Below are 12,813 nucleotides of genomic sequence, written 5' to 3'. Positions count from 1 at the left end.
CACAGCACATGAACACCAAAGCACGTCCCTTTATGGACACCCTGCGCGACATCGAGGCCGGTGGCCTGCTGGACGAACTCACCGAGGCCCAGCACAGCCTGATCGACGCCATCCGCATGACCGGCAAGGGCGGCGATCTGACCATCAAGCTTACCTACAAGCCTGATGGCGGCGGCCAGATGACCGTGAAGGCTGACGTTAAAGCCAAAGAGCCTGTACTGGCGCGCGGTACGTCGCTTTTCTTCCTCACGCCGGAAGGCAACATCACCCGCCGCGACCCACGACAGCAGGAAATCCCGCTGCGCAGTGTCGAGGACGAACCCGGGCCTGGAGCTTTGCGCCAGGTCAGCCAGTAACACCCAAACCACCAACCTCTCACCAAATCGTCACCCACTGGAGCACATCCAATGCAACAAGCCCTACAGCACCTGGTCACCCTGGCTCAATCCCTTGGCAAGCCAATCGAGGTCCCGGGCATCCCTGCGCCGCTGGCGCTCGTACCGAACGGGGTCAGCATCGAAAGCCTGGAGCACCTGCTGCCCGCACCTTCACGCATCAAGCAGAAGCTCACCGTGCTCGATGCCGAGTCGTTCATCGTCTACGTGAACCGCTTCGCCACCCAGGCAACGGCTGTGTTTTGCAATGGCCCCGAAGGTCGCACCTTCACAGCGGTCATCGACTACCACGATCCAGCCGCACCGGCCTGGCGCGACCACGTTGCGACGTACCGCTGCCCGACCACCGTTGAATGGGGTAACTGGAAGGAAAAAGACCGCAAGCGCATGGACCAGGCCACCTTCGCTGAATTCATCGAAGACAACGTGAAGGACATCACCCACCACCCCGAGCATGAGAACACCCCAAGCGCTGCCGACATGCTCGAAATCAGCCGCACCCTGGAAGCCAAGAAGAACATCACGTTCCGCCAAGGCACCCGCCTCGACAACGGCCAGGTGCAACTGACCTACAACGAAGAAATCGACGGGCGCGCCGGCGAAGCTGGCCAACTGCGTATCCCCGAAGAATTCTTCATCGCGCTCAAGCCATTCCTCGGTGGCGACGCCTTCTGCGTGCCCGCCCGTTTCCGCTACCGCATTCAGGAAGGCCGTCTGGTCATGTGGTACGAGCTGGTGCGCGCCGACAAGGTGCTCGAGGAAGCCTACAACGCAGTGCGCGCCAAGATCGAAGGCGCCATCAACGACGTGCCGCTCTATGAAGCCACGATCTAACTAACTCTCTGCAACACCCCGTCGCCGTCCTCTCACCAAAACTGTCCGGCGGCGGGTTCTAACGAGGCATACAGCACATGCAAATCGAAACTTACATCATCGTCGCCGGCCTGCTCGTGGGCTGGATTGCGACCGCTTTCTTCCTGATCAAAGCGAGCAAGAAAGCCTTTGTGCGCGGCTTTGATCGTGGCGTCAACCTAGCCCGCGAGCAGCATGCCGCTTCGCCTGCCTGCACCATCGACGACCACGAACTGATGACGAGGATCACTACGTCACTGGGGCTTGCCGTGGAAACCTGGCAGGCATTCCCAGGCACAGAAATCATGGTTGCCCGGGTGAACAAACAACGTCGCCAGCTAACCGCCTTCGCCGCGAAGATGTGGTTAGCGGCCTACCCTGCACCACTCAGTGCGGAGGATGCAGCATGACCAGCGATCACATTGACGAAAAGAAACTTGAACGTGCTATCCGCAAAATCAAGCACTGTTTGGCCCTATCGCAAAGCGCCAATGAAAACGAAGCGGCTACTGCCCTTCGTCAGGCTCAGGCCCTGATGCGCGAATACCGCTTGACCGAGACGGACGTTAAGCTCAGCGACGTCGGGGAAGTCGAGTCTCAGTTTTCGCGCAACGAGCGTCGACCAGCGTGGGACCAACAACTAAGTGCGTCTGTTGCTGCGGCTTTTAACTGCTCCTCACTGCGCGTTAGAGATTGGTGCAAAACCAAGCATCGAGTGGTGGAGCGGGCTTCATTCATCGGAGTCACACCCTCTCAGCACATTGCCCTATACGCCTACGAAGCCCTGCTCACCAAGCTAAAGCTGGCGCGCAAGCAATACGCCGCCGGAGTCCGCTCAGGTAAGTACCGCAGCTCGTATTCCGCAGAAACAGCAGGTGACCATTTTGCCCTGGCATGGGTTGCCCAGGTTTACGGAAAGCTTCTGGCACTGGTCCCACAAGGCGATGACGACGCGTACGCAACAACTGATGGGCATGAGCTGGTGACAGTACAGTGCCAGGACAAGGCGCTGATAGCTGAATACCTATCAAATATCACCATCGGAAAATCACGCAAATCCCCGGACATCGAACTCGACCTTGACGCCCAGAGCGCGGGGATGTTGGCAGGCAGCGAAGTTGATTTACACGCTGGCATAGCGCCGGCGGGTGGCGAACTCCTATCGTTGCCCGCTACTGAGAAAACCTATGCGGCGGAGGCACGATGATGGAATTCCAAAGCGAAACCCTGGCCGACGAAGAGCTGGCAACCATCACTGGCTATCAGATCCCATCCAAGCAAATCCAGTGGCTAACCTGCAATCACTGGGAGTTTGTTCTGACCGGTGCCCGCCGCCCGATAGTTGGTCGAGTGTATGCCCGAATGAAACTGGCGGGCGTCAAACCCTCCGCGTCGAATCCAGCGGCTGAAACCTGGACGCTCGACCTGGCGAACGTGAGCTGATCAATGCGCCAGAAATCAATCGCCAACCGGGACCTACCCCCACGAATGATCCGCCGATGCCGCACGCGCAAGAGCGGAAAGACTTGGATCAGTTACTACTACAACGGCAGGGACGCCCAAGGTAAACGCAAAGAGATCCCCCTGGGCGCCGACCTCGACCAGGCCAAAGTGGAATGGGCCAGGCTGGAACGCCGAGCGCCACCAAAGCCAAGCCATTTGCTGGGATCTTTGTTCGACAGGTACGTAAAGGAAATCATCCCGACAAAGGGTCTACGCACCCAATCCGACAACATGAAGGAACTCAAGCAGCTAAGAAAAGCGTTTGAGAAGGCCCCCATTGATTCGATCACCCCCCAAGTCGTCGCGCAGTACCGCGACGCCAGGACCGCAAAAGTCAGGGCCAACCGGGAGATCGCCCTGCTTTCGCACATGTTCACAATCGCGCGCGAGTGGGGCCTGACCAACAACGCCAATCCTTGCTTCGGCGTGCGCCGCAACAAGGAAAAACCGCGGGATTATTACGCCGGCGATGTCGTGTGGAATGCGGTGTATGCCGAAGCCGTGCAGGAATTGAAAGACGCCATGAATCTGGCGTATCTGACTGGACAGCGCCCCGCTGACGTCCTTAAGGTGGCCGTGACCGATCTGAATAGTGGGTTCTTGATGGTCAAGCAGGGGAAGACAGAAAAGAAACTTCGCTTGCGACTAGAGAACGATGGCGTTCAGTCTGCACTTAGCGTTTTTATCGATGATCTCCAACAGCGCCGGGCTCTGGGCGGCATTAAAACGTCAACACTTATCACAAATACTTCCGGCCTTCGCATGAGCCAGCAAATGTTGCGCAATCGCTGGGACGAAGCTCGCGAAAGAGCAGCAATCAACGCCGCAGCCGATGGCGACTCGCCCTTGGCCGTAATGATTCGCCAATTTCAATTCAAAGACATCCGCCCAAAAGCTGCCAGCGAGATTGAGTTGACCCACGCAAGTCGCTTGCTGGGTCACTCTACTGAAGATATCACTAAAAAAGTTTATCGACGTGTAGGGGAAATAGTGAACCCGACGAAATAGCCAAGTCACTTCTCATAATTAATTAGTGACCATGCCCTACTCCGTACTGCGTGCCTGTAGTATTAATAGTTTTACCAGGTGACTCTCTCAGAAACTCCTCATATTTTTTGATATTAAGTCGTTTCAACCAAAACAAGTAACCCGACGAAACGAAAGCCAAAATATAAGGAAGCGATCTGGCAACCGAAAAGTCGCTTATAGGAAGTGAGAACCCAGGCACAACGCGATCAACGAAGTGGTAACCAAGAACTAACATAGCTAAAACCAAACCAAGCGCCATTTGGATTCTAAGATGGTAAATCATTTTATTAGTAGGACGGTGGGATCCAAAATAATAATGAATATCTTTCAAGTCCTGAACCAACAAAAATTGCCGCTCGATATTTGCAATAATAACCAAATTTCGATTATACCAATAAGCAGCATCAAACAAATGCGCCATCAGCCAAAGAGAAAGCAACAATACGATACAAACAGCGAAATCTAACGATACAACGTTTTTCTCAACCAGTGCAAATACTGCGAATGCCCCTATCAACACACCAACACTTTGCCATACAACTAAAATATGACGATTTATGTCATTAAACATCTGATCGTACATCTTCAAAAGCAAGTCTTCTCTGCTCATACTGGTCCTCCAATTAGCGCTTTGACGTCTGGATGTACAGAATAGTCCGTCCACAATTGGTTAATGTTTTCGATAGAAGCTGTTAGGCATTGTTCGTATCCCCCCATAGGGTGGGGAATGAATCGCCTACCATCAAAATAATCCCCATACCTCGCATCTAGGGTAAACCTATTACAATCAATCGAAAATACTTTCATTACATCCGCCAAAGAACGCTGTACATCTGGTCGTCCTCCGAGAAGATGTACTGGCCTGTCGAAGCTTTCAACTGTAACTTTGGTCCCCCCGTATTTTGTAGGCACACTGTAGGCCAGCATGAACTCCTTTGGTATTAACTCCTGCAAACGGCCATTCAAAAGCACATCTTTCGGCACGATAGCTACATGAGTGCTATGCCGAAGTAGTTCTTCTGCCTCTCTGATGATCCCGTCCAAACTGTGTATACACTCTACATCTCGCGCGATCGTTATTCTTGGTTCAACTTTAGCAGCCGCGGCCAGGTGCATTTCAAAATCGTAGCTTTTCCAATTGATATCTAGGAAACCTTCAGAGCAGAACTGGAAGGTTTTCACGTCTCTCAAATTTGTGTATCTCGCGCCTGGATACCATCCATATTTTTGCGCAATTGATATGACTTTCTTGCTATGCGCAACAAACTTTATAATTTCCATATAATTGCATTCCTGCTGAATTAATTCGTCAGCACTCAAGGGTAACACCATCATACCCCCCCTAACTGCACCTGTGGAACCCGACGGGGTGGTATGTAAATGAAAACCGATGCCTTCCGACTGCTTAACGAAAAGACGGGGTTGCGGAACACGTCTCAAAAGTTGCGGAACGGTTCTTAAATCGCAGACAATAAAAAACCCCGTAGACCATTGATCTACGGGGCTTTAAGAGTGGAGGCCGAGGTCGGAATCGAACCGGCGTAGGCGGATTTGCAATCCGCTGCATAACCATTTTGCTACTCGGCCTCAAACGATCAACGCCCTAACCGCTGGCATTCACCGCATAAAAACTTGAGCGGGCTATAAAACCCCGCCTCTACTCTAACTCATTGAATACATTGAAGTTTTTAATGCTTCGTTGCGTTCGATGGGCGCCATTATGTACTCATTTGCTTTTGCCTGCAACCCCTTGATTTCAAAAATATTTCGCATGGGGATCAAGGGGTTGCGTGCCTGCCCTACTCCTGCACGCGCCGTTCCTGATACGCCGGGTCGGCCTTGATCTGAGCGTCGGTGAAGGGCAGCGTGCGCAGTTTTTTCTGTGAAAACAGCTGCGTCTGGTCCTTGGAATGCGCGGACGCGGGGTTGCTCGACAGGGAGAATGCCAGCACGCCCTGTGCATGGGGGCCCTGGTCGTCGAAGGTGACGATTTGCAGGTAGCTGCTGCCGCTGACCACTTCGCGCTTGCCGTCGGCGCGAGGCATGGTTTGCATGGCGTTGTAGATCCCCAACTCCTGCGGACCGCCATGCACCGGGGTCTGGCCGGACACCTGGATATCGCCCCATCGGCTGTCGGCACCCAGGCCGAGTTTGGCGACCGCTGCGCTGGAAGCCAGCATGGCTTCGCGCAGGGCTTGGGCAACAGGCGCGCGGTCGATGGCCAGGCCGCGTGGTGTGGTCAGCGGCTGGGTCGGGTCGAAGGGCACGCGCCAGGCGTCGGGGATTTGCTGCAGGTGTTCGACCAGATCGATGAAGTGCACCAGGCCCAGGCCGCTGTCGAGGTTGGCGTGCCGGTCCCAGGTGCTCAGGCGGCTGCACAGCGGTTGCAACGTGGTGGCGTCGGCACCGAGTTGCTTGGCGCAGAACTCGAGCAGGTCAGGCATGACCTGGCCGGCGAGGTAGACCTCATTGTCCATGACCATGTTCTGCAAGTCGGCAACGCGGATCGGTTGCTTCTCCAGGGACTGCAGCCGCTGCAGGGCAAAACGCGCACGCGGGCCAAGGCCGATGTGGTCCTGGCTGATCACCGGTGAGAAGCCGGTCAGCGGCGCCTTGGGGTTGGCCATCCAGGCCGAGTCGTTGGAGTGCTGCACGTAGTCGGTGCGCGCAAGTTGTGGCAATTGGTCGGCGGCGAAGATGCCGGCCTGGGCCGCGCGCGGATCCACATCCCAGGCGCAGGCGCTGTGGGCGCCGTCGAGGATGATCATCTGCAGGCCGGCACGCGGGTCGCTGCATTGCGCCAGCTTCGCCGCACTGACGTTGGGCACCACCGACAGGTTCATGTACAGGCTTTGGCCCTGATCATCGGCGGCCACGGTGTTGACCCATGGAATGCCTTGCAGCGTATGCACCGAGGTTTGCAGGGCCTTGAGGTCGCTGGCCTGGTTCATCGCGTACCACTGCTGCAGCACGCGGTCGTTGCCCAGGTTGGCATCGCGCAGGCTGAAGGCGTAGTGGTTGTCCCAATCGAGCTTGCCCGGCCATTGCACCACCGGGCCGAACTGCGAGCTGTAGACCGGATGCACCACGGGTTGAATGCTGCCGTCCGGCTGTTTGACCTGCACGGTCACCGTGGTTTTTTCCAGGGCGATGGATTTGCCGTCGAGCAGGTAGCGCGTTGCGTCCTTGGGATCCAGCGTCAGGCGATACAGCGTGAAGTGCTTGGAGGTATCCACCGTATGGGTCCACGCCACATGCTGGTTGAAACCGATATTGATCACCGGCAGGCCAGGCAACGCGGCGCCCATCACATCGAGCTGGCCGGGGATGGTCAGGTGCATCTCGTAGAAACGCATGCCGCCCACCCACGGGAAATGCGGGTTGGCCAGCAACATGCCACGGCCATTGAACGAACGCTCTCGGCCGACCGCGACCGCGTTACTGCCGCGATCCAGGCTAAAGCGCTGTTGCTGGGCGTCTGCCAGTGCAAAGGCCTTGGCGGTCGGCCGCACGCTGGCGGTTGCCTGAGGCGGTGCCGCGCCTACCAGGGCTTCGGCAAACTGGCCGACACCGCCTTCGACCAACAACCTGCGCGTCAGCTTCACCAGGTCGCCAACCTCCAGCGGCCGCACCCATGCCGCCTGGCACTGCGCGGGAGCGCCCTGCTCTTTCAGGTATCGGTTGTAGCCGGCGACGTAGCCTTCCATGCGCTGGCGGATCTGCGGGCTTTGCGCGTTCCAGAACGCGGCGACGGCCTGCGGCGTGTTCAGCCAGGTGAAAAACACATCACTGGCCAGGTTGCTGCGTTCCTCCAGGGTCGACTGCTCGGGACCGAAGAATTTGGCGCGCTGGCCATTCACCGTCACCACCTCATTGGCCAGCAGGCAAAGGTTGTCCTGGGCATACGCGTAACCAATGCCCAAGCCCAGGCCGCGCTCGTCGCTGGCACGAATATGTGGCACGCCGAAACTGGTCCGCCGAATATCCGCCGACGCTTGTGTCGACTGTTCCCGCGCCGATGCGGCCAGGCTCAACCCCAGCAACAGCCCCGCCACGCACACCCTGGACAACCCGTTGGAAATAATCACGCAGACTCCACAGTCAAATTGAACACCCTCACCAGGGGTAGCTACCCCACCGTAAGGACGCAAAAAGCCGCGGACAATTTAGCGCGCGCCGAGGTTTATTTAAGGCGGCGCGACTGTGACAAAACCGATACCGACAAAATTTCTACATCCGAGACTTCATGATTTTGCTCGCTCGTACGTCTTATTAACTAAGAGCGCCATCATTTTCCTGATCAGGCTCTGATAAGGAGTTTTGCATGTACAACCCGCAAGTGCCCACGGACGGACATTCACCGGCAGCCGACGCCCATTACGGCAGCGGCGCACAGACGTTCGGCAAAGCGCCCGAACAGCAAGGCAACCAGCGTATTCGCCATTTGCTCAAGTGTTTCGGTTTGCGCACCAGCCTGATTCGGCTGAAGGTCATTGACGCCCTGCTCACCGCTGCCGACAACCAGCGCACGCTGGGCGTGCGCGGCGTGCACAGCCATTTGCTCGAACTGGGCATCCCGCTGTCGTTTCTGAGTGTGCGCGAGGTGCTCAAGCGCCTGTGCAGCGAGGGCGTGATTACCCTCAATGCGGATAAAAGCTACAGCCTCCATGAAGAGGCTGCGAAGGTACTCGAAGGTCGCGCCTGACGTCGCGTCGCAGGCTTAGAGCTTGACCTTGCGGCGCATGATGCCGTTGATCACCACCACGACCACTGCAACGGCAATGGCGATGGTCTGGAACGTCTTCTCACTGATCGCCCCGATGTTCTGCAGATAGGACAGGCCAAACATCGTCGCCAGTACCGCCAGGGCGATCAGAATCGAGTATTTCAAACGTTGCTTTTGGGTCATGACGGGTTCCTGAACCTGAAAAATGTATCCACTTTGTATCGCCGAACATGCCAAGTACATACCCGGCAACGGGGATGGACGCGGGTCGGCAGGGTCCTATGTTACAGGCGATGAAAAGCTTTGGCTTGTCTGACGCCTGATTGATCCTGTAAGCCCCCGGAGGACTTGGACATGCTTCGTCGTATCGCACTGCTGATCCCCTTGCTGGTCATGTTGAGCATGAGCGGCTGCTTCTTTTTCCCGCACGGAGGCGGCTGGCACGACCATCGCTATTCAGAAGGCGGGCCGGGGTACTACCACCGCTGACGCCTGAGCGGTATCAGAAAATTCTCTGATTTACCGACACTCGGTCTTACACACAGCAGTCCCCTCAGGAGGAACCTCGGCGGGTGTTTTCCACACCCAAAGAGGCGCCTGAGGAACAGGGAACCTCCTAATGACAGGCGCTTTTCTTGGCAAGTCAAAAAGGTACCCACCGATGTCAATATCTGCCTATACACCTCCCCACCAGCCCAGCGCTGAAACTCTCCCGCTTCCCACTCCCGCTGCGACACCCGCATTATTGGTCAGCCCTGCACCGACACCTCAGCCTTCAGAGGACGCCGACCAGACACCTACAGGGCGCCAGCGGCGCTCACCCACCGACACCAGCCATACCGGGCTTGCACGGTCCCTGGCGGACAAGCAGAACCTGCGGACCCTGGGACAAAAGCTCAACGAGATAGCCGCCCGCCTGGGGGTGAACACCACGCCCCAGGCAATCATCTCGGCGCTGACGACCGCTCTCATGGATATTCATCCGGCCTCAACCTACGCCTCGCAAGTAGACACCGCATCGACGCTTGAAGACTTCATCACCGACTACGGGTTGAAAATGCCCAACAGCCATTTTGCCCTGAGCGCGCTGGCCGACGCCGTGCTCGACCGCGCCATGGAACACCCACTGGGCAACTTTGGTGGCGCGCTGTCCTGGCCAGTGCCGTTGAGTAGCCAGGCGCAGCGCTCGCTGATGGAAAACGCCCGGCTCTATGTGACAGAGCATCCGAATCCCCCACCGATGGTGACAAGCCAGGGGCTTCTGGAGTACTTGAACAGCAACCAGCCACTGTCTGCGGAGGCCCTGAAGGACCCGGCAAAGGCACTGGAAGCACTCCTTGGCACCGCGCGTGCGCAAGGGTTGGGCCACGCCTTGCAGACCCAATTGAACGGGATTGCGACCGATACCAGCGTAAACGACTACACGTTGGCGGCGATGAATTTGTTTCTGGACCCGACATCGATTGCTGAGCCCAATAAAACCAAGTTTGCTGGCTTCGATCTGGTCCAGCAAAGTCATTGGGGCAAACCCGCTTCCACGATAGTGGACAACCTCAGCAAGCATTTGGAGACCAAACGCTACACCACATCTGGAATGGCCAAGGTCGGTGCTTACCTGCTACTGGCCAGGACAGCCCCTGAACTGCTGATCAAAGATATCCCCGCCAATGTCACCTATGGCAGCCCTGCCTGGGTCAGCCTGTCGATCGCAGCGGCCACGATAGAACACCAGGCACCTGGTAAGGTGCCCAATATGACCTTTGCCCAAGTCATGCTGGAGGCCGAGAATGCCGGCCTGCAAAACCTTGCCATGACCCAACAGGCACAGACCGCTGCGCTGCGAGTCTGGGGGGTGGTCAACGGCGTGCTTTCTGAAACAGAGGCTGGCCGTTACAACACCACCGACGTTGAGAAGGTCAGGAGTGCCTTCAATCAGCAGGCACGCATGCGCGTCGACGCCAGCAGCCAGATTGAGGCCCCTATTCCCAGCCGCAAGGAAATCGCGCTGGCCAAGCTGAAAGAACGGTTTGGCGAGAACGTACCTTTTGAAGAGAAGCTCCTGACGGTCAAGCAGACCGTGCAGCCTCACGCCCAGCCGCTCTTCGACCCCAATCGCGCGCCCGCCGGCCCGCATTCGCTGCTGGATATCGCCATGAGCGGCCTGCACCAGTATGAATGGGAATCCACCGACGATCGGATCGTTGAGGCGACACGAGGCAAGTCCCTCAATCTGGAGGTGAAAACCGAGTTCGACACTCAATTCACCGCTGCCATCGACCAGCGTAAACAAGGCCTCAAGACGGCCGTCAAACAGATGATTACCCAGCTCCCTCTACCTGACAGGGAACAATTCGAATACGGCAAGCTCGAGTTCTTTCAAAATCATACCTACCAGTTGGGCCTGGGCTTTACCGATCGAACCCTCGCAGAAAAAAACCAGGCGTTGCTGGTCAAAATCACGGGGGTAGACGGCGAAAAGGTCTATGAGATCGACTTTAAACGGGGTTCCATCACCGCGGTGCCGAACACCGTCCTGACTCAAGAACGCGAGCGCGAAGCCAACCGTGTCTTTCCGATAGAGTCGTTCAAACCCTCCGATACCGTTGCCGCAGCCCTGGCTTCAGGCGGTCAAGCGAGCGAGCCACGCGCCACCCCCAACAGCTTTGCAAGCACGCGAACCCAGGCCATTGCCGATGCTTTTGTCGAACACCTGGATATTGATAACAACGATGTGGTCAAGCAGGCCAAGGGCACCACGACGTTCGACAAGCAAATGGAAACCGAGGGGAAACTGGCGGATTTTTTTCTCGACCTGATTCCGCTCAGGTCGGCGATCGTCAACTTTCAAAACGGTAACCACCTGGACGGCGCAATCGACCTGGGCATGGATATCTTCGGGTTTGTCACCGCCGGCGCGGGGAAGGTTGCCAAGGTCGGCGCTAAAGCTGCCGGCGCGGCGAGCAAGGCCTTGAAGGTCGCGAAAATCCTCGGTACCACCGTCATCAGTGAACTCAACCCGCTGGGTGGGCTCGGCGACCTGGTGGAAGGTGGCGCCAAGCTGATCGGCAAGGGTGTGGACAAGATCAAGGGCGCGACAGACTCCTTGGACCTGGCCAATGCGATGAGCCGCGACCATGGGCCCCTGACGTACGGTTCGTTCAAGTACGGAGGCCAGACCTACGAGGCCGACACCATCCTGTCGAATGGCCAACGCTATGCCTACGATCCGGTCCAGATGAGGCCTTACGGCACCCCGTTGGACGACTTCAACCCTCTGGATGCAATGATGCCGCCCTCGCCGAGGATGGAGGGCGCCATAGGACGGCCAGGTAACGCCCGGTATAACCCCATCGACCGGCAGGGCCGTCACGTCCCCACCGCGCCCAAGACCGACCACTTGCCTGACGCAGAGTACGTAACGAGCATCAACGGTGCGCGCAATGACGCCCATTTCACCCCCAGCAGAAAAGCCGCAACCCGCGAAAAGTTTGGTCGGGAAATGGACGCCTTCTACCAACGCATGGCCTCTGGCGAACTGCCAGCGCGCCCGACCATTCCCGAGATCCCCAAAAGTGTCACACCTTCACAACTGATCGAAAAAGCGCTGGACGCGGCAGATGGGGTGGTCTTTGGTGACGTTCACAAAGACCTGGCGAGCTTCCAGACACTGTTCGGCAACGTGGACACCTTCAAGCAAAAAGGCGTGAAGAAGCTGTATATGGAAGCCACGTTTTATGACGCACAGATGAAGCTCGTTGACGACGGCATCGGCTACCTTGGGGATGGCATAACCCCACGGTTTCCCTCTTTCAATCAACTGGTTAAAAAGTTTTCCGATGCAGATATAGAAGTCGTGCCGCTGGACCATTGTTACTTGACCCGGCACAAGGATGAACGCGAGCTGTACAAGCAAGCGATGAAGGCCGAGGACTTTGTGCCAAGGCTAAAGGAATTCAACTACTACGCCGCGCAAACCATCCGGCAAAACTCCGCGGGCGAAAAATGGATTGCCTTGGTGGGCAACGCCCACATGAAAACCAGCCAAGGTATCCCGGGCGTGGCAGAGTTGACGGGCAGCATAGGTGTCGGGGTGTTTAAAAGGACCGATCCGGGGCCAAGCCTCGGGCTCAGGAAAACCAATCACGTGCCTGATCCAGCCCAGCGTTTGAAACCGGATGATCTGCCTGGTGACCTGCACATCTTCAAACAGGAAAAAGCGTCACCCAGGAATTCAGTGGCGGCGTAAGCCGGGTCGATGAACCGACCCACGAAAGCCCGGCGAAATACCGGGCTTTCGTTTCAGGGCCT

13 protein-coding genes and 1 tRNA gene are annotated in these 12,813 nt (G+C 57.0%); 9 read left to right on the top strand and 5 right to left on the bottom strand.

What is annotated here, in order from left to right:
- Positions 1–8 precede the first annotated feature (8 nt).
- The 6 genes from BBG20_RS24940 (at position 9) to BBG20_RS24915 (ending at position 3,758) form a co-directional block, all read left to right on the top strand.
- Positions 9–356 (top strand): hypothetical protein, encoded by a 348-nt coding sequence (locus BBG20_RS24940; protein WP_079443955.1) that lies wholly within the window; start codon positions 9–11, stop codon positions 354–356.
- A gap of 51 nt (positions 357–407) precedes the next feature.
- Positions 408–1,229 carry a YfdQ family protein gene (locus BBG20_RS24935; RefSeq protein ID WP_065908173.1) on the top strand — a complete coding sequence of 274 codons (822 nt, stop codon included), beginning with the start codon at positions 408–410 and terminating at the stop codon, positions 1,227–1,229.
- Between the two features lie 77 nt (positions 1,230–1,306).
- Entirely contained in the window at positions 1,307–1,657 is a 351-nt protein-coding gene (locus BBG20_RS24930) for a hypothetical protein (protein WP_065908170.1), read from the top strand.
- Positions 1,654–2,454: a DUF2786 domain-containing protein gene (locus BBG20_RS24925; RefSeq protein ID WP_065908169.1), complete on the top strand. Its 801-nt coding sequence runs from the start codon at positions 1,654–1,656 to the stop codon at positions 2,452–2,454. Before BBG20_RS24930 ends, BBG20_RS24925 begins: the two co-directional genes overlap by 4 nt.
- Positions 2,454–2,690, top strand: a complete 237-nt coding sequence (locus BBG20_RS24920) for a DUF4224 domain-containing protein (RefSeq protein ID WP_065908372.1) — start codon at positions 2,454–2,456, stop codon at positions 2,688–2,690. Before BBG20_RS24925 ends, BBG20_RS24920 begins: the two co-directional genes overlap by 1 nt.
- A 3-nt stretch (positions 2,691–2,693) precedes the next feature.
- Entirely contained in the window at positions 2,694–3,758 is a 1,065-nt protein-coding gene (locus tag BBG20_RS24915; RefSeq protein ID WP_065908167.1) for a tyrosine-type recombinase/integrase, read from the top strand.
- 22 nt (positions 3,759–3,780) lie between these two features.
- On the opposite strand, the gene BBG20_RS24910 is transcribed toward BBG20_RS24915, so the two are convergent.
- The 4 genes from BBG20_RS24910 to pvdQ form a co-directional block, all read right to left on the bottom strand.
- Positions 3,781–4,389, bottom strand: a complete 609-nt coding sequence (locus BBG20_RS24910) for a hypothetical protein (RefSeq protein ID WP_065908166.1) — start codon at positions 4,387–4,389, stop codon at positions 3,781–3,783.
- A complete protein-coding gene (locus BBG20_RS24905) occupies positions 4,386–5,099 on the bottom strand; it encodes a DUF6610 family protein (protein ID WP_141697319.1) in 714 nt (237 codons plus the stop codon). The genes BBG20_RS24910 and BBG20_RS24905 overlap by 4 nt, the downstream gene beginning before the upstream one ends.
- Before the next feature lie 193 nt (positions 5,100–5,292).
- Positions 5,293–5,366, bottom strand: a tRNA-Cys gene (locus BBG20_RS24900).
- 212 nt (positions 5,367–5,578) lie between these two features.
- Positions 5,579–7,867 carry a bifunctional acylase PvdQ gene (gene pvdQ / locus BBG20_RS24895; RefSeq protein ID WP_065908164.1) on the bottom strand — a complete coding sequence of 763 codons (2,289 nt, stop codon included), beginning with the start codon at positions 7,865–7,867 and terminating at the stop codon, positions 5,579–5,581.
- 236 nt (positions 7,868–8,103) lie between these two features.
- On the opposite strand from pvdQ, the gene BBG20_RS24890 reads away from it, so the two are divergent.
- On the top strand, positions 8,104–8,484 hold the full coding sequence (locus tag BBG20_RS24890) for a fe2+ zn2+ uptake regulation protein (RefSeq protein ID WP_065908163.1): 381 nt from the start codon (positions 8,104–8,106) through the stop codon (positions 8,482–8,484).
- 15 nt (positions 8,485–8,499) lie between these two features.
- On the opposite strand, the gene BBG20_RS24885 is transcribed toward BBG20_RS24890, so the two are convergent.
- The gene (locus BBG20_RS24885) at positions 8,500–8,688 is read right to left on the bottom strand and encodes a hypothetical protein (protein ID WP_016978057.1); all 189 of its coding nucleotides are present in this window, start codon (positions 8,686–8,688) and stop codon (positions 8,500–8,502) included.
- Between the two features lie 171 nt (positions 8,689–8,859).
- On the opposite strand from BBG20_RS24885, the gene BBG20_RS33350 reads away from it, so the two are divergent.
- Both BBG20_RS33350 and BBG20_RS24880 read left to right on the top strand, forming a co-directional pair.
- Positions 8,860–8,994, top strand: a complete 135-nt coding sequence (locus BBG20_RS33350; protein WP_256595088.1) for a hypothetical protein — start codon at positions 8,860–8,862, stop codon at positions 8,992–8,994.
- A 172-nt stretch (positions 8,995–9,166) separates the two neighbouring features.
- Positions 9,167–12,751: a membrane-targeted effector domain-containing toxin gene (locus BBG20_RS24880; protein WP_141697318.1), complete on the top strand. Its 3,585-nt coding sequence runs from the start codon at positions 9,167–9,169 to the stop codon at positions 12,749–12,751.
- Positions 12,752–12,813 lie beyond the last annotated feature (62 nt).

The sequence above is a fragment of the Pseudomonas aylmerensis genome (genome assembly GCF_001702265.1).
GTDB lineage: Bacteria > Pseudomonadota > Gammaproteobacteria > Pseudomonadales > Pseudomonadaceae > Aquipseudomonas > Aquipseudomonas aylmerensis.
This window is presented reverse-complemented; position numbering and strand designations above follow the sequence as displayed.

Excerpts from the sequence above, each read along its gene's own strand:
- BBG20_RS24940 (WP_079443955.1), top strand. The coding sequence starts at position 9 with ATGAACACCAAAGCACGTCCCTTTATGGACACCCTGCGCGACATCGAG.
- BBG20_RS24935 (WP_065908173.1), top strand. The coding sequence starts at position 408 with ATGCAACAAGCCCTACAGCACCTGGTCACCCTGGCTCAATCCCTTGGC.
- BBG20_RS24930 (WP_065908170.1), top strand. The coding sequence starts at position 1,307 with ATGCAAATCGAAACTTACATCATCGTCGCCGGCCTGCTCGTGGGCTGG.
- BBG20_RS24925 (WP_065908169.1), top strand. The coding sequence starts at position 1,654 with ATGACCAGCGATCACATTGACGAAAAGAAACTTGAACGTGCTATCCGC.
- BBG20_RS24920 (WP_065908372.1), top strand. The coding sequence starts at position 2,454 with ATGGAATTCCAAAGCGAAACCCTGGCCGACGAAGAGCTGGCAACCATC.
- BBG20_RS24915 (WP_065908167.1), top strand. The coding sequence starts at position 2,694 with ATGCGCCAGAAATCAATCGCCAACCGGGACCTACCCCCACGAATGATC.
- BBG20_RS24910 (WP_065908166.1), bottom strand. The coding sequence starts at position 4,389 with ATGAGCAGAGAAGACTTGCTTTTGAAGATGTACGATCAGATGTTTAAT.
- BBG20_RS24890 (WP_065908163.1), top strand. The coding sequence starts at position 8,104 with ATGTACAACCCGCAAGTGCCCACGGACGGACATTCACCGGCAGCCGAC.
- BBG20_RS24885 (WP_016978057.1), bottom strand. The coding sequence starts at position 8,688 with ATGACCCAAAAGCAACGTTTGAAATACTCGATTCTGATCGCCCTGGCG.
- BBG20_RS33350 (WP_256595088.1), top strand. The coding sequence starts at position 8,860 with ATGCTTCGTCGTATCGCACTGCTGATCCCCTTGCTGGTCATGTTGAGC.
- BBG20_RS24880 (WP_141697318.1), top strand. The coding sequence starts at position 9,167 with ATGTCAATATCTGCCTATACACCTCCCCACCAGCCCAGCGCTGAAACT.